This window comes from Cloacibacterium normanense (genome assembly GCF_003860565.1).
GTDB classification, from domain to species: Bacteria; Bacteroidota; Bacteroidia; order Flavobacteriales; family Weeksellaceae; genus Cloacibacterium; species Cloacibacterium normanense.
This window is the reverse complement of the sequence record NZ_CP034157.1, coordinates 1,150,449-1,166,154: the sequence shown is the minus strand read 5'-3', so window position 1 is coordinate 1,166,154 and position 15,706 is coordinate 1,150,449. Positions and strand designations below refer to the sequence as shown.

Annotated in this window: 15 protein-coding genes; 7 read left to right on the top strand and 8 right to left on the bottom strand. The window is 33.3% G+C overall.

What is annotated here, in order from left to right:
• Positions 1-3: 3 nt before the first annotated feature.
• The 3 genes from EB819_RS05350 to EB819_RS05340 all read left to right on the top strand — a co-directional run bounded on the left by EB819_RS05350 (position 4) and on the right by EB819_RS05340 (position 2,596).
• A complete protein-coding gene (locus EB819_RS05350; protein ID WP_069799303.1) occupies positions 4-240 on the top strand; it encodes a hypothetical protein in 237 nt (78 codons plus the stop codon).
• Positions 241-361: 121 nt separating this feature from the next.
• On the top strand, positions 362-1,750 hold the full coding sequence (gene lpdA, locus EB819_RS05345; RefSeq protein ID WP_069799305.1) for a dihydrolipoyl dehydrogenase: 1,389 nt from the start codon (positions 362-364) through the stop codon (positions 1,748-1,750).
• A 78-nt stretch (positions 1,751-1,828) separates the two neighbouring features.
• On the top strand, positions 1,829-2,596 hold the full coding sequence (locus EB819_RS05340; RefSeq protein ID WP_069799307.1) for a patatin-like phospholipase family protein: 768 nt from the start codon (positions 1,829-1,831) through the stop codon (positions 2,594-2,596).
• A gap of 6 nt (positions 2,597-2,602) precedes the next feature.
• On the opposite strand, the gene EB819_RS05335 is transcribed toward EB819_RS05340, so the two are convergent.
• The 6 genes from EB819_RS05335 to EB819_RS05310 form a co-directional block, all read right to left on the bottom strand.
• On the bottom strand, positions 2,603-2,956 hold the full coding sequence (locus tag EB819_RS05335; RefSeq protein ID WP_069799309.1) for a diacylglycerol kinase family protein: 354 nt from the start codon (positions 2,954-2,956) through the stop codon (positions 2,603-2,605).
• On the bottom strand, positions 2,956-4,320 hold the full coding sequence (locus tag EB819_RS05330) for a M20/M25/M40 family metallo-hydrolase (protein WP_069799347.1): 1,365 nt from the start codon (positions 4,318-4,320) through the stop codon (positions 2,956-2,958). Before EB819_RS05330 ends, EB819_RS05335 begins: the two co-directional genes overlap by 1 nt.
• 59 nt (positions 4,321-4,379) lie before the next feature.
• Positions 4,380-5,630: a DUF1015 domain-containing protein gene (locus EB819_RS05325; protein ID WP_069799311.1), complete on the bottom strand. Its 1,251-nt coding sequence runs from the start codon at positions 5,628-5,630 to the stop codon at positions 4,380-4,382.
• Positions 5,631-5,704: 74 nt separating this feature from the next.
• A complete protein-coding gene (locus tag EB819_RS05320) occupies positions 5,705-6,664 on the bottom strand; it encodes a D-2-hydroxyacid dehydrogenase (protein WP_069799312.1) in 960 nt (319 codons plus the stop codon).
• Positions 6,665-6,679: 15 nt separating this feature from the next.
• A complete protein-coding gene (gene serC, locus EB819_RS05315) occupies positions 6,680-7,735 on the bottom strand; it encodes a 3-phosphoserine/phosphohydroxythreonine transaminase (protein ID WP_069799314.1) in 1,056 nt (351 codons plus the stop codon).
• A 79-nt stretch (positions 7,736-7,814) separates the two neighbouring features.
• Positions 7,815-8,165, bottom strand: coding sequence for a 4Fe-4S dicluster domain-containing protein (locus EB819_RS05310; protein WP_069799317.1), 351 nt, complete (start codon positions 8,163-8,165; stop codon positions 7,815-7,817).
• Between the two features lie 136 nt (positions 8,166-8,301).
• Between EB819_RS05310 and EB819_RS05305 the strand changes: the two genes are divergently transcribed.
• Entirely contained in the window at positions 8,302-9,339 is a 1,038-nt protein-coding gene (locus EB819_RS05305; RefSeq protein ID WP_069799320.1) for an acyl-CoA reductase, read from the top strand.
• A gap of 47 nt (positions 9,340-9,386) precedes the next feature.
• Here the strand turns inward: EB819_RS05305 and EB819_RS05300 are convergent, their stop codons facing one another.
• On the bottom strand, positions 9,387-9,701 hold the full coding sequence (locus EB819_RS05300) for a DUF4286 family protein (protein WP_069799349.1): 315 nt from the start codon (positions 9,699-9,701) through the stop codon (positions 9,387-9,389).
• A 41-nt stretch (positions 9,702-9,742) separates the two neighbouring features.
• On the opposite strand from EB819_RS05300, the gene EB819_RS05295 reads away from it, so the two are divergent.
• The 3 genes from EB819_RS05295 to EB819_RS05285 all read left to right on the top strand — a co-directional run bounded on the left by EB819_RS05295 (position 9,743) and on the right by EB819_RS05285 (position 14,276).
• A complete protein-coding gene (locus EB819_RS05295; protein WP_069799323.1) occupies positions 9,743-10,114 on the top strand; it encodes a DMT family protein in 372 nt (123 codons plus the stop codon).
• A gap of 153 nt (positions 10,115-10,267) precedes the next feature.
• The gene (gene gyrA, locus EB819_RS05290; RefSeq protein WP_069799325.1) at positions 10,268-12,829 is read left to right on the top strand and encodes a DNA gyrase subunit A; all 2,562 of its coding nucleotides are present in this window, start codon (positions 10,268-10,270) and stop codon (positions 12,827-12,829) included.
• A gap of 58 nt (positions 12,830-12,887) precedes the next feature.
• Positions 12,888-14,276, top strand: coding sequence for a tetratricopeptide repeat protein (locus EB819_RS05285; RefSeq protein WP_069799327.1), 1,389 nt, complete (start codon positions 12,888-12,890; stop codon positions 14,274-14,276).
• Positions 14,277-14,342: 66 nt separating this feature from the next.
• Here the strand turns inward: EB819_RS05285 and EB819_RS13010 are convergent.
• A protein-coding gene (locus EB819_RS13010) for an IS3 family transposase (protein WP_394337960.1) occupies positions 14,343-15,697 on the bottom strand; the annotation gives its coding sequence in 2 pieces (ribosomal slippage) (positions 14,343-15,223 and positions 15,223-15,697; 1,356 coding nt in all).
• Positions 15,698-15,706: the final 9 nt, after the last annotated feature.

Genomic DNA, 15,706 nt, shown 5'->3' with positions numbered 1-15,706 from the left:
AAAATGAAAATTTTATTTTTTATCATTGCGGCTTTTACTCTTTCGAGTTGTGCTGTGGCAAAAATCCAAGATTGCCCAGAAGAAAAAATCATCAATAAAATGCCAAAAGTGATTGATGGAAACTCAGAAACGCCTAATGAATACTACATTTACAAAGGACAAAGAAGAGAAATCAAAGAATTTGATGCCGCTTGGATAGAGAAAAACTGCCCGAATATAAAAGTACAAGAAGTTTATTAAGTTAAATAAAGAAACAACTCTAATTAGGAGTTGTTTTTTTATTTAAAAAATCATATTTATATCATAGTAAAAGCCGAATTTTCTGAAAAATTCCGTAAATTCGCAAAAATTTAATCTCGAAATGAATTACGATATTATTGTTATAGGTTCTGGACCTGGTGGTTACGTAACCGCAATTAGAGCATCACAATTAGGTTTTAAAACTGCTATCATAGAAAAAGAAAATCTAGGTGGTATTTGTTTAAACTGGGGGTGTATTCCTACCAAAGCATTACTGAAGTCTGCTCAAGTCTTTAACTATATAAAACACGCCGAAGATTACGGTCTTAATAAAGTAGAGGGAAGTTTTGATTTTCCTAATGTAATTGCTAGAAGTAGAGGAGTTGCTACTAAAATGAGTGGTGGAATTTCTTTCTTGATGAAGAAGAATAAAATTGACGTTATCATGGGAACTGCCAAAGTTCAAAAAGGCAAAAAAGTTTCAGTAACAGATAAAGAAGGAAAAGTTTCTGAATATTCGGCAAATCATATTATCATTGCAACTGGAGCTCGTTCTAGAGAATTGCCAAATCTTCCACAAGATGGAGTAAAAGTAATTGGTTACAGACAAGCTCTGTCATTGCCTACTCAACCGAAATCTATGATTGTAGTAGGTTCTGGAGCAATCGGAGTAGAGTTTGCAGATTTTTATAATACAATGGGAACTAAAGTGACGATTGTAGAATTTATGCCAAATATTGTTCCTGTAGAAGATGAAGAAATTTCTAAACATTTAGAAAAATCTCTTAAAAAATCTGGTATTGATATCATGACCAATGCATCTGTAGAATCTGTAGATACTTCTGGAAATGGTGTTAAAGCCAATGTGAAAACCAAAGATGGAAACATTACACTAGAAGCAGATATTCTACTTTCAGCGGTGGGTATTGCTGCAAATATTGAAAACATTGGACTTGAAGAAGTAGGAATTGCTACAGACAAGGGTAGAGTTTTGGTAAATGAATGGTACCAAACTTCTGTTCCTGGTTATTATGCAATTGGTGACATTATTCCTACTCAAGCTTTGGCTCATGTAGCTTCAGCAGAAGGAATTACTTGTGTAGAGAAAATCAAAGGAATGCACGTAGAAACAATTGACTACGGAAATATTCCTGGTTGTACTTACTGTCATCCAGAAATTGCATCTGTTGGTTTAACTGAAAAACAAGCTAAAGAAAAAGGATACGAAATTAAAGTTGGTAAATTCCCACTTTCAGCATCTGGTAAAGCTACCGCAAATGGTAATACAGATGGTTTCATCAAAGTAATTTTTGATGCAAAATACGGAGAATGGTTAGGTTGCCATATGATTGGTGACGGTGTTACAGATATGGTTGCAGAAGCGGTGGTTGCTAGAAAATTAGAAACTACTGGTCACGAAATTATCAAATCTATTCACCCACATCCAACTGTTTCTGAAGCAATTATGGAAGCTGTAGCTGCAGCTTACGGAGAAGTGATTCACATCTAATATTTATGTAATAAATACAAAAAAACCACAGTTTTTGCTGTGGTTTTTTTAATTTTAACAAATGAAACTAATAATAATATGAAGAAAGAAATCGGGTTAGTACTTTCAGGTGGTGGAACTAAGGGAATTGCAGAAGCTGGTGCACTGAAATTTTTAGAAGAAAAAAATATTTTTCCAGAAGTCATTTCAGGAACCAGTGCTGGTGCAATTGTTGGCGGATTGTATTCTTTTGGAAAATCTCCTGATGAGATTTTAGATTTTTTTAAATCGGTTTATTTTTTCAATTGGAAACATTTTACGCTTACTAAACCAGGATTTATCAATTCTGAAGTTTTTAGATTGTACTTGAAACCCATTATTGGAGAAATTAAGATTAAAGATTTAAAATTAGAATTGCTCATTACTGCGACTGATTTGGTTCAAGGCGTTACGCATGTTTTTGATGGAGACACTTATTTGCTTGATGCGATTATAGCTTCATGTTCGGTTCCAGGTTTGACCAGTCCGTTCCAAAAAGATGGAATGTTGTTGAGTGATGGCGGAATTTTGAATAATTTTCCTTCAAATCTCATCAGAGAGAAATGTGAAAAACTAATTGGAGTATATGTTTCGCCACTTCAAGACATTGAAGGCAAACAACTCAATAGTATCAAAGCAGTTTCTACCAGAGCTTATGAATTGCTGAGTCATAGTGTAGAAAACTATAAATTCAAAGATTGCGATTGGTTTATCTCTCCCAAAGAATTATCCAATTATGGAATGTTCGAGAGCAATAAAGCCAGAATGAACGAAATCTTTAAATTGGGTTACGACGAAGCCGTAAAAACTTTCCCCGAAAATTTTTAATTTTTTCTAAAAAACATATTTCGAATAGACTAAAACTCCTGTAATTAAGGAAAGTAGAGTAGCCGTTACTACACTTGCTGCTGCTAAATCTTTGATTAAACCTATTTTTTCATTGAAATGTGGTTCTATGAAATCACAAATTTTTTCAATGGCTGTATTGATGATTTCTGCAATGAGAACCAAAAAACAAACGATAAAAATTAAAACAGCGTCTGTAGAGTTTAATTGGAAATAAACCATTAAAAATAAATTAATAACAAGTGCTAAAACTTCTAACTGAAAGTTTCTTTCGGTTTTTAGCATCCAAAAAAGTCCTTTGAAAGCATAATAAACACTTTTGTAAAACGGAGGTCTTTTCATTACCAATTTTTATCAACCATGTAAATAAGTTGTGTCATAACCACAGCTCCCAACAATAATTCTCTGCGATTTACTTTTTCGAAAGTATCTTCTGGAGTATGATGAATGTCAAAATATCTTTGTGAATCTGTTACCAATCCAGATGCAGGAATTTTAAGTTCTCTCAGAGGTTCTATGTCTACGCCAGAATGATCTCCTGCAAATTCATAAATTCCGTATGGGTTAAAAAGTTTTTCCCAAGATTTCATAGATTTGGCTTTATCAGGATGCATTCCTAAGCTAAAACTTCTCGGTGTAAAACCTCCACTGTCACTTTCTAGGGCAAAAATGTGTGGTTCTTCAGATTTTTTTACCGTTTCCATGTACGTTCTGCCGCCTCTTACACCATTTTCTTCATTGGCAAAACAAACAACTCTTATGGTATGATTATTTTTGAGTTTTAAATTTTTGAAAGTTCTCAGCACTTCAATACTTTGAACAATTCCAGCACCATCATCATGAGCGCCTTCCCCTACATCCCAAGAATCAAGATGTGCGCCCACTACAATTACTTTTTCGTCTGATTTTCCTTTGATTTCGCCAATGACAGATTTGGTCATCATTTGTCCATTCATTCCGCAATTAGAATTGAGAACGGCTTGAACTTTTTGTTTTTTGAGTAAAATTTCTTCTAAATAATCCGCAGATTCTGCACCGATGGCTATCGCAGGAATTTTAGGAATTCCATCTTCGTAACGAGTAGAGCCAGTGTGAGGAACATCGTCAAAAGAAGAAGTAAGTGAACGAATAATTACCGCTTTTCCGCCTTTTTTTGCTACTTCAGATGGAGTAACTCTTCTGTATTTTCCAGCATCTCCATAAGCTTGTCCGGTTACCACAAACTCTTGTTTAAAGGCACAGTTGAAAAACACAATTTTATCTTTTACAGCGTAATCTGGTAATTTTTCGAAATCTTCTAAAGTTTTTACTAAAATTACTTCGCCTTCCAAATCTTTACCTTTGGTTCCCTCGGAATTGCCTAAAGAAAGCATTTTTACTTCTTTCCATTTTCCGTGATTTACTCTTAATTTTAAAGATTCATCACCACGAGTCCATACGTTTACCATTACAGGTTGAAACCAAACTTGGTCTGCACCAGCTTCTAGCAGTTTTTTCATCGCCCAGTCTGCAGATTTTTCGTAATTACTGCTTCCGGATAATCTATTGCCAATATCTTTGGTTAATTCTCTTAAGTCTTCATAAGATTTACCATTGACCAAAATTTCGTCTGAAATTTTCTTGAATTGAAGAGAATCTTGTTTGAAATTTTGAGACCAAAAAAATCCGCCCAAAAAGAGCGGAAGTATGTAAAGTAGTTTCTTCATGTTCTGATTTCTTTTTGGAAATCTAAAAGTACTATTTTTTTGTAATAAATCAAGAAAAATTACCAATCCATGTCGTACATTAACAGTGCAGTAACCAATTTTGGCTCTATGTAAGTACATTTTGGAGGCATTTGTAAATTCTGATTCGCCAGTTTGGTAATATCATTAAAACTTACTGGGAACAATCCAAAGCCAACAGAATAGTCGCCAGAATCTACTTGTTCTTTAAGCTTGATGATGCCTTCAATATTAGAATTTCCTTTTACAAAATTCATTTTGCTATTTTCTTCTTCCTCATAATCGTTAATTCCGAGAATAGGTTTGAAGATGTATTTGTCTAATAAATGATGGTCTACATTATCTAATCCTTGGTCTAAATCTCTGAGATTATGTTTTACGTGCAGTGAATAAAATTTACCGCCTAAATACATAGAAATGTGGAATTTCTGTGAAGGATAGTAAGCGTTTTCACCTTTTTCGTGGATAAGGAAGTTCTCTGATAGTTTTTGTAAAAATTCTTCTTCAGAATTTCCGTTTAAATCTTTTACAACTCTGTTATAGTCATTAATTTTAATCGATTGACTAGAAACAATAAAGCTGAAAACAAAATTATAAGGTTCATTGCCATTATGTCTTTTGTTTTTTTCTTTGTGTTTTTGAGCATATAAAGCTGCAGAAGCTATTCTGTGGTGACCATCTGCTACATAAAAAGAATCAATTTGGTCTATTACTTCTTTAAATTGCTGAAGTTTTAGACGATTGTCTATTCTCCACACTTTGTGTCTTACTCCAGTTTCGTCTGTATGATTAATGATGGGAACATTTTTTTCTTCGTGATTCATCAGTAATTCTATCTTAGAATTAGCTTGATAGGTAAGAAGAACTGGTTCTGCTTGAAGTGAAACTTTCTCTAAGAAATGAGCGAGTTTTTCTTTTTTATAGGTAAGGGTAGATTCATGTTTTTTGATTTTTCCGTTCCAGAAATCTTCTACACTAGCTAATCCTAATAAGCCTCTGAAAACAGATTTATTGGGTAAAATTTGCTCATACAAATAATAAGAAGAGCTGTCTTGAAGAAGTTTATTGTCGCCCAACATTTCTTCGTAATTGCTTCTTACTTTTCGTAGATTTCTATCAACATCTTTCGATTTGCTGCATACATATGGTTTAATCATCTGTATGTAAGAAGAGTCTTCCGTCGCTTTTTTATTGATTTCTTCCTGCGTAAAATTATCCAAAGGATGAGTTGGGAATTTATCAATATAATCAGGGTGCGGTCTAACTCCTCTAAATGGTTTAAAAACTGGCATGTTCTACGTTTAATTAATTTGAGGTTTTATATAGTTTAATTTTTTAAATTTTGCGAATATAATAAATTTTTAAATTATATAAGTTTTTGTAAGTCAATAATTTGTTGTGCTAATTCTGTTCCTATTCTTTCTTGGGCTTCTAAAGTGCTTCCACCAACATGCGGAGAAAGCGAAAGCGAAGGATTCATCAGAATCTGAATTTCTGGTTTTGGTTCGGTTTCGAAAACATCTAGAGCAGCTCCTGCAACTTTTTTATTTTCTATGTAATCTATGAGTGTTACTTCATTGATTACACCGCCTTTTGCAGTATTTACAATGAAAACGCCATCTTTCATCATTTCAAATTCTGGCGTATCTATAATGTATTCACTAGTTTCTGATGTATTGATGCTGATGAAATCTGCTTCTTTTAGAAACGTTTCCATATCTTGAATAGAAGTGAATTCAAAATCCATAGTTCTTCCATCAAAAAATTCTAAAGAAACGGTATCTGTTTTAGGTTTTCTGGTGTAGAAAATAATTTTCATTCCAAGACCAATTCCTATTTTGGCAACTTCTTTTCCGATGTTACCAAAACCGATGATTCCTAGCGTTTTGCCTGAAAGTTCTGTTGCTTTTTCGTAAGATTTTTTGAGGAATGCAAATTTAGTATCACCTTCTAAAGGCATATTTCTATTAGAATCGTGCAAAAATCTAATCAAAGTCAGAAAATGCGCAAAAACCAATTCGGCTACTGATTTAGCAAAAGCGTTTGGAGTATTAATGACATGAATTCCTTTTGATTTGGCGAATTCTACATCTATATTATCCATTGATTCGCCACCTTTTCCTATGATTTTCAAACTTGGACAAGCGTCTATAAGTTCTTTGGTTACTTGTGTAGCGTTTTTAACCAATAAAACTTCAACTTGATTTTCATTGATAAAAGGAATGAGGTGTTCCTGAGAAACTCTATTGTCTAAAATTTCTAGTCCGGCTTCTTTTAAAAGATTCTCGCCCGAAGTTGAAATACCGTCGTTTGCTAAAATTTTCATATTTTTCTTTAGATTTTAAATAGATTTCATAACATCTACCAAAACCTGTACGCTTTCTATTGGTAATGCATTGTAAAGACTTGCTCTGTAACCACCTAAACTTCTGTGTCCATTTAATCCGTTGATTCCAGCAGCTTTCCAAGCGTTATCAAAAGCTTCTTTTTTAGATTCATCTGTAATTTTGAATGAAACATTCATTAAACTTCTATCTTCTGGAACGCAGAAACATTCAAATAATGGATTTCTGTCTATTTCATCGTAAAGAAGTTTCGCTTTAGCAATATTTCTTTCTTCTGCAGCAGCTATTCCGCCATTATTTTCTAACCATTGTAGGGTAAGAAGTGAAGCATAAACTGCAAAAACTGGCGGCGTATTAAACATAGATTCTTTCGCTACATGTTGAGCGTAATCTAAGTATGAAGGAATAACTCTTCCTGATTTTCCTAGAATTTCTTTTTTTACCACCACTAGAGTCGTTCCAGCTGGTCCCATATTTTTTTGAGCACCCGCATAGATTAGGTCAAATTTAGAATAGTCTATCATTCTAGAGAAAATATCCGAACTCATGTCAGAAACCATTAACGTATTGGCTTTTGGAAAATCTTTGATTTGAGTTCCATAAATGGTATTGTTAGAAGTGCAGTGGAAATAATCATATTCTGCACCTACTTCTTCAATTTTTGGAATGAAAGAGTAATTTTCTTCCTTAGAAGAACCGATTACATCTACTGCTCCTAATTTTTTGGCTTCTTTAATTGCATTAGCAGCCCAGTTTCCAGAATCTAAATAAGCAGCTTTACCGTTTTCTTTCATCAAGTTAAAAGGAACCATCGCAAATTGTAAACTTGCGCCACCACCTAAAAATAATACTTCGTAGTCATCATTAAGATTCATTAATCTTTTTACGATGGCTCTGGCTTCATCCATTACTGCGATAAAGTCTTTGCTACGGTGAGATATTTCTAAAATTGAAAGTCCCATTCCGTTAAAGTCTAAAATCGCTTCTGCTGATTTTTGGAAAACTTCTTGAGGGAGAATGCAAGGTCCTGCACTGAAATTATGTTTTTTCATATTTTTATTGAGATTGATTGTAAATTTATTGAAACTAAAAATCCCGCTCATGCAGAATGAAGCGGGATTTTTTTAATTTTTATTCGCCGTGTAAAAATGCTTTTTTACCTAAAAGTTCTGCGTCTGTTTCTACATGGTTGTCATCTGGGACACAACAGTCTACCGGACAAACCGCTGCGCATTGTGGTTCTTCGTGGAAACCTTTACATTCGGTGCACTTATCTGGAACAATGTAGTAAACATCATCACTTACAGGTCTTTGAGGCGCATTAGCATCCATTGTTAAACCTGATTTCAAAGTTACTGTTCCTTTTAAACTGGTTCCGTCCGAAGCTTTCCAATCTACAGCTCCTTCATAAATCGCATTATTAGGGCATTCTGGTTCGCAAGCTCCACAATTAATACATTCGTCTGTTATTATAATAGCCATTGCTAGGTATTTTTTTTAAATTTGCACAAAATTAGTAAATTTCAGTTGATTTGGAAAAGTTTTGCATGGTAAAACTTATCTTTTTTGAGGTAATTTTTAATAATAAGTGCAAAAATAATAGGATTAAATAAATAAAATGAAACAAGATCTCAAAATACAGGGTTTAAGTAAATTAGGACATTATCTTCAACAATTTTTACAAAAATCAGAAATTGATTATACTCATGATGAGGAAGAACTAGCTGCATTAATGAGACGAAGCGAGGTAGAAAACCCTTGGTTTACTCAAGAAAACATAAGGTTTTGTTTTAAAAATTGGGCAGATATTTTAACCGAAGAAAATATAAAAAATTGGCTTGCAGAATATCAGGTTTCTCAACTATCTAAAAAAGTAGGATTGATTTTGGCGGGGAATATTCCTTTAGTAGGCTTTCATGATGTGATGTGTGTGATTCTAAGCAATCATATTCCGTTGATTAAGCTTTCTTCTAAAGACAGACTTCTTTTGCCTTTCTTTTTGAAAAAATGGGGTGAATTTTCTGAGTGGAATTTAGAATTTCAAATCGTAGAAAGATTGACAGAATATGATGCGGTAATTGCTACAGGAAGTAATAATACAGCGAGATATTTAGAATATTATTTTAAAGATGCTTTGTCTATTATTAGAAAAAACAGAACTTCTGTGGCTGTAATTAAAGGAGATGAAACTGATGAAGAATTGCAATTATTGGCAGAAGATATTTTCAGATATTTTGGTTTAGGTTGTAGAAATGTAACGAGACTTCTTATCCCTAAAGATTATGAATTAAGCAGACTTTTTGAAAACTTTTTAGGTTTCAAAGACGTAATTAATCATCATAAATATGCCAATAACTATGATTATAACAAAGCAGTTTATCTCTTGAATCAAGAGAATTTTTGGGATAATAATTTTGTAATGCTCAAAGAAGATAGCGCACTATTTTCGCCGCTTTCTGTGCTTAATTTCAGCAGATACGAAAGTGTAGAAGAAGTTCATGCTTTTCTCGTGGAAAATGAATCAAATATTCAGTGTGTGGTAGCAAAACCAGAATTGGGGATAGAAAATTCTGTAAACTTTGGGGAAGCGCAAAATCCTAGTCTCAATACTTATGCAGATAATATTGATACGATGCAATTTTTGAGCGTTGTATAAATGTTAATATTATATATTGATAAAAACTAAAATAAAATCCAGATTATTTAAAATCTGGATTTTTTTTCGTTTAATTCTGTTTTGAAAATCATCACATTTTCCCCGAATTTTCGGGCGATTATTTCAGAAAGGTTGTAGAGCTCAGTTTCTGTGAATTCTTGTCTTTTTTCATTACTTTCGAAGATGAGAAGGAGGTTAGTGTTCTTGCCTTCGGTAAGCATTTCGGTATTTATTTCAGAAAGAATGTATTTTTCTACGTCTATAAAGTTTTCAACTAAAGTTATCAATTCATTCTCAAAATACTGTTCCCAAGTCTGCAATTGGCTATCTACGGTGTGGAATGTTATGCTTAAAATGCTCATTTTTCTTATTTTTGGAAATTGTTTTGCAAAAATACTCAAAAATGACAAAAGGAATTCTTACCGTTCTACTTTTATTGATTTCTAATATTTTTATGACGTTTGCTTGGTATGGTCATCTCAAATTCCAAGAATGGGGTTGGGTGAAAAAATCTGTTATTTGGTCGGTTATTCTAATCAGTTGGGGATTTGCCTTGTTTGAGTACATCTTTCAAGTTCCTGCCAATAGAATTGGTTTTAGAGAAAATGGAGGTCCTTTTACCTTGTTTCAGTTGAAAATTATACAAGAAGTAGTTACGCTGGTTGTTTTTACCGTATTTGCAGTATTTTTCTTTAAAAATGAATCGTTTAAATGGAATCATTTAGCGGCTTTTATCTGTTTGGTTTTGGCGGTTTATTTTGTTTTCAAAAAATGATAAATATTAGCTTATTTGTGGATAACAAATTGTGAATTTCCATCACTTTTTTCGGCATTTTTTCGTATATTCGTGCGTTATTTAAAATTGAAAAATTTAGGAATCAGTTTATTTTGTTATAAGTCTGATTTTCAAATAATTAAAATATAAAGTATGCATAAAGAAGGAGAAAGACTAATTCCTATCAACATCGTTGATGAAATGAAATCCTCTTACATTGATTACTCAATGTCGGTAATTGTTTCCAGAGCGTTACCAGATGTAAGAGACGGCTTAAAACCTGTTCACAGAAGAGTTTTATACGGGATGTATGGTTTGGGCGTTTTTTCGAACAGAAAATATTTAAAATCTGCAAGAATTGTAGGGGATGTTTTAGGTAAATATCACCCTCATGGAGATTCTTCAGTTTATGATGCGATGGTGAGAATGGCGCAACCATGGAGTTTGCGTTATCCGCAAGTAGATGGTCAAGGTAACTTCGGTTCTATGGACGGAGATCCACCAGCTGCAATGCGTTACACCGAAGCGAGATTAAAGAAAATTTCAGACGAAATTCTTTCTGATTTAGATAAAGAAACGGTAGATTTTCAGAATAACTTTGATGATTCATTAACTGAGCCAAAAGTTCTTCCTACCAAAATTCCTAATCTTTTAGTAAACGGAACTTCGGGGATTGCTGTAGGTATGGCTACCAACATGGCGCCTCACAATTTATCTGAAGCTGTAGATGCTATCTGTGCTTATATTGACAATAGAGAAATCACCATAGATGAATTGATGAAGCATATCATTGCTCCAGATTTCCCAACTGGTGGTATTATTTATGGTTATGAAGGGGTAAGAGATGCTTTCCATACAGGAAGAGGAAGAATTGTTCTTCGTGCTAAAGTAAGTTTTGAGGAAATAGGCAATAGAAATGCCATCATCGTTACCGAAATTCCTTACCAAGTGAATAAAGCAGAGATGATTGCCAGAACTGCAGAATTGGTAAAAGATGAAAAAATTCCTGGAATTTATGAAATTAGAGACGAGTCAGACAGAAACGGTCTTAGGGTAGTTTATGAATTAAAGAATGACGCGATTCCAAATGTTGTTCTTAACTTATTGTATAAATATACTGCTTTACAAACTTCTTTCTCTGTTAATAATATCGCTTTAGTTCATGGTAGACCAGAACAATTAAATCTTAAAGATATTATTCATCATTTCGTAGACCACCGTCACGAAGTGATTGTGAGAAGAACAGAATATGAGCTGAAAAAAGCGAAAGAAAGAGCGCATATTTTAGAAGGTTTTATGAAGGTAATTGGTTCGCAAGAATCTCTTGATAAAGCCATTGCCATTATTCGTCATTCTGCAAATCCACAAGAAGCAAAAGAAGGATTAATTGCAGAATTTGAACTTTCTGAAATTCAAGCTCAAGCGATTCTAGATTTACGTCTTGCTCGTTTAACAGGAATGGAGCTTGACAAAATTAGAGCTGAATATGAAGAAATTATGGCTTTAATTAAAGATTTAGAAGACATTCTTTCTAACGAACCTAGAAGATATCAAATCATCAAAGATGAATTGCTAGAAGTTAAAGAAAAATACGGTGACGAAAGACGTTCAGAAATAGATTACTCAGGTGGAGAAATGTCTATCGAAGACTTAATTCCAGACGAAAAAGTAGTTCTTACAATTTCTCATGCTGGTTACATTAAGAGAACACCACTTTCTGAATATAAAGTTCAAAGTAGAGGTGGAGTTGGTAATAAAGCCGCTACCACTAGAGATGCAGATTTCTTAGAATACATTGTTTCGGCGACTAATCACCAATACATGATGTTCTTTACCGAAAAAGGAAAATGTTTCTGGTTAAGGGTTTTCGAAATTCCTGAAGGTTCTAAAACAGCGAAAGGAAGAGCAGTTCAGAATTTAATTAACATAGAACCAGATGATAAAATCAGAGCGTACATCAGAACCAATGATCTAAAAGATGTAGATTATGTAAATTCTATGTATGTAGTAATGGTAACTAAAAATGGTATTATCAAGAAAACTTCTCTTGAGCAATATTCTAGACCTAGAGTAAATGGTATTAATGCTATTGAAATTAGAGAAGATGACCAATTATTAGAAGCTAAATTAACTACAGGAACTTCTGAAATCATGATTGCGACTAAAGGTGGTAAATGTATCAGGTTCCCAGAAGAAAAAGTAAGAGCAGTTGGTAGAAGTTCTATTGGAGTTCGTGGTGTAGATTTATCTGATGGAGATGAAGTAATTGGCATGATTGTGGTAAATGATATCGAGAATGAAACGGTATTGGTCGTTTCGGAGAAGGGATATGGTAAACGTACCGCAGTAGAAGATTATAGAATTACCAATAGAGGAGGAAAAGGAGTAATCACACTTAATATTACCGATAAAACAGGAAATCTTATTGCGATTCAGTCAGTTACAGATGAAGATGGTTTGATGATTATCAACAAATCTGGAGTTGCCATCAGAATGGGAATGGACGACCTAAGAGTAATGGGTAGAAATACTCAAGGAGTAAGAATGATTAACTTGAAAAATAATGATGAGATTGCTGCTGTTGCAAAAGTGATGATGGACAAAGAAGTAGAAGAAGAAACTGAAGAGACAGTAGAGAATAACGACGAAGAAACTCAGAATCAAGCTCCTCTTGAATCTCAAGAAGATACATTAAATAAGAACGAAGAAGAATAGTATTATATTGAGGACAAGCCATAAACTTGTCCTTTTTTAAAAATTTAATTTTTACATTATGAAAAAAATAATTTTAAGTGCAGCAGTTATTGCCTGTGGTTTTTCATTTGGACAAAAAAAAGAAATTTCAGCTGCTTTCAAAGCAATCGAAGCAAATGATACTGCTACAGCAAATACACAGATTGGTGCTGCAGATGCAATTTTAGGTGGAAAAACTTACCTTTTAGAGCCTACCATTTTAGAACAATATTATTATGCTAAAGGTCTTGGACTTTTAAATTCAGGTAAAGTTTCTGAAGGAGCTTCTGTTTTAGCTCATATTTCTGCATTAGGCAAAACTAAAATTTATGTAGGTAAAAATGCAGAAAAACAAAAAGTGTATTATGTAGGAAAAGAAGCAGCAGATGCTTCTGGAGTGGCTAATCTTAAGGAAGAAACTTACGCACCTACACTTGTAGGAAATCTTGGAGCAAAGATCAATCCACTTTTGACTAAAGCTAATGAAGAAGCTATGGCTGCTTATAACGCAAAAAACCATGAACTAGCAGGTCAAAAATTCTTAGAAGTAAATAATCTTTTAGCAGCAGCAGGTAGTGAAGATAAACTATATAAATATTATGCTGGTGTATCTTATGCTCAAGGTCAAAAAAATGTAGAAGCTGCAAGAGTTTATAATGAATTAATCAATGAAGGTTACACCGGTGTAAAAACTGAATACAAAGCCAAAAATAAAAAGACTGGTCAGGTAGAAAATCTTGATAAAAATACTTTTGAAATTTACAAGAAAATGGGTGCAACCGGAGATTATACTGATTTTAAAACAGAAAACACTCCAAGTGTTGAACAAGAATTATTTGAAACAGCTGTAGCTTTAGAAATTGAAAACCAAAACTATGACTCAGCTTTAGCATTGATTGAAAAAGGTTTGGTGAAATTTCCAAAAAGTAGCAAATTAACAGAACAACAAGGTACGGTTTACTACAAATCAGGGAAAATGGATCAATTCATGGCTAACTTAAAAGACCAAGTTGCCAAAAATCCTAACGATAAAGTTTCTTGGTATAATTTAGGAGTTTTAGCAAGTAAAGATCCAAGTAAATTAGCTGAAGCAGAAGGATATTTCAAAAAATCTTTAGAAATAGACCCTAACTATGTAGAAGCTCTACAAGGTATGGTATTCAATATCTATGTAAATGGAGATGATAAAGCAATAGAAGCTATTGACGCTGCTAGAAAAGCAAAAAAAATGGATGTATTCAATAAATTATTAGGTGAAAGAAGAGCTAAATTAAGCAAGGCTATTCCTTATGCAGAGAAAATTTATTCTCTTAATCCTAAAGATCTAGAAATTGTATCTTTATTAAAAGGTTTATATCAAACTTCACATAATGATGCTAAATTCCAAGAAATGAAAGCAGTAGAAGCTGCTCTAAAAGCTGGAAAATAATTGATATTTCAATACATAAAAATAAAATCCCGAAGAAATAGACTGCACCCAAAAGTTTAGACAAAATTAAACAATATTCTCAAAGGAAAGAGTTCGGTACTGTACCGGACTCTTTCCTTTGAGATTGAGTCTTATTCTATCATTGTTGTAATAGTGAATGTACTTCACTATTTCGATCTTAAGTTCCTGAATGGAACCAAACTTTCTGGTATAAAACATTTCTGATTTTATCGTTCCAAAAAAGTTTTCTATCACCGCATTGTCCAAACAGTTTCCTTTTCGGGACATACTTTGAATAATACCTTTTTCTTTTAACAAGTTTTGGTAATGTTTCATTTGATATTGCCAACCTTGATCAGAATGTAGAATGATGTTTTGTGTAGATTTTACTTTTCTGAATGATTTCTTTAGCATTCTGATGATTTGGCTAAACACAGGTCTTTCAGATAAGTCAAAACTGACAATTTCACCATTAAATAAATCGATGATTGGAGATAGGTAAAGTTTATTACCCGATACATTAAACTCTGTAACATCGGTTGCCCATTTCTGATTAGGAGTGTCCGATTTGAAATTCCTCTGTAGAACATTGGGCGCAATTTTCCCTTGCTCTCCCTTGTAAGATTTATATTTCTTCACTCGGATAATACTCTTTAATCCTAATGTTTTCATAAGTCGTAAAACAGTTTTGTGATTAATCAAAATTCCTTTTTCTTTCAAAAGCAAAGTAATTCTTCTATAGCCCAACCTTCCTTTGTGACGATGATAAATCTGATTAATCATTTCTTTTATTTCCGCATATTTATCTTTCATTTGAAAGCGTTTTTGATAGTAATAAAAACTGCTTCTTGCCATCGATGTACAATGCAGCAGTACTGCTAAATCAAAGTCCTGCCTTAACTCTTCGATGGCTTTGGATTTTTCCTTTCCTGAATTAAGGCGTCTAACTTTTTTAAAATGGCGTTCTCGGCTTCTAAATAATAAATCCTCTCCAACAGTTTTTCCTCCCTTGTTAAGGGTTTGCCTGTTTTCTTTTTTTTTCGCTTGTAATTACTCATGGTTTTAGGTCTTCCTCTGGGTCTGTTTTCTAAACCTAAAATACCATTTTTTTTGTAATTACGCTGCCAACTAAGAATACTGGACTCCGCAGGAATATTAAACCTTCTCGACGCTTCTTTTAAACTTAAATTCTCTTTCTCAATTACTGATAAAATCTTTAATTTAAAATCTTTTGTGTAATGCGTATTGGAAAGCCGAACAAGTCCTGAAACTCCATAAAGTTCATAAAATTTTATCCATTTACGAACCAAGGAACCACAAACTCCAATGCGTTTTCCTAAATCGTCTGTTCCAATGTCCCCTTTGTGATATCTCTTTATAGCTTTTAATTTAAAGTCTACTGAATATTTACTTTTTCCCATAAAAAATGC

What these genes read in the sequence shown, in the direction of transcription:
- EB819_RS05350 (WP_069799303.1), top strand. Translation starts at nt 4, where the DNA reads ATGAAAATTTTATTTTTTATCATTGCGGCTTTTACTCTTTCGAGTTGT.
- lpdA (WP_069799305.1), top strand. Translation starts at nt 362, where the DNA reads ATGAATTACGATATTATTGTTATAGGTTCTGGACCTGGTGGTTACGTA.
- EB819_RS05340 (WP_069799307.1), top strand. Translation starts at nt 1,829, where the DNA reads ATGAAGAAAGAAATCGGGTTAGTACTTTCAGGTGGTGGAACTAAGGGA.
- EB819_RS05335 (WP_069799309.1), bottom strand. Translation starts at nt 2,956, where the DNA reads ATGAAAAGACCTCCGTTTTACAAAAGTGTTTATTATGCTTTCAAAGGA.
- EB819_RS05330 (WP_069799347.1), bottom strand. Translation starts at nt 4,320, where the DNA reads ATGAAGAAACTACTTTACATACTTCCGCTCTTTTTGGGCGGATTTTTT.
- EB819_RS05325 (WP_069799311.1), bottom strand. Translation starts at nt 5,630, where the DNA reads ATGCCAGTTTTTAAACCATTTAGAGGAGTTAGACCGCACCCTGATTAT.
- EB819_RS05320 (WP_069799312.1), bottom strand. Translation starts at nt 6,664, where the DNA reads ATGAAAATTTTAGCAAACGACGGTATTTCAACTTCGGGCGAGAATCTT.
- serC (WP_069799314.1), bottom strand. Translation starts at nt 7,735, where the DNA reads ATGAAAAAACATAATTTCAGTGCAGGACCTTGCATTCTCCCTCAAGAA.
- EB819_RS05310 (WP_069799317.1), bottom strand. Translation starts at nt 8,165, where the DNA reads ATGGCTATTATAATAACAGACGAATGTATTAATTGTGGAGCTTGCGAA.
- EB819_RS05305 (WP_069799320.1), top strand. Translation starts at nt 8,302, where the DNA reads ATGAAACAAGATCTCAAAATACAGGGTTTAAGTAAATTAGGACATTAT.
- EB819_RS05300 (WP_069799349.1), bottom strand. Translation starts at nt 9,701, where the DNA reads ATGAGCATTTTAAGCATAACATTCCACACCGTAGATAGCCAATTGCAG.
- EB819_RS05295 (WP_069799323.1), top strand. Translation starts at nt 9,743, where the DNA reads ATGACAAAAGGAATTCTTACCGTTCTACTTTTATTGATTTCTAATATT.
- gyrA (WP_069799325.1), top strand. Translation starts at nt 10,268, where the DNA reads ATGCATAAAGAAGGAGAAAGACTAATTCCTATCAACATCGTTGATGAA.
- EB819_RS05285 (WP_069799327.1), top strand. Translation starts at nt 12,888, where the DNA reads ATGAAAAAAATAATTTTAAGTGCAGCAGTTATTGCCTGTGGTTTTTCA.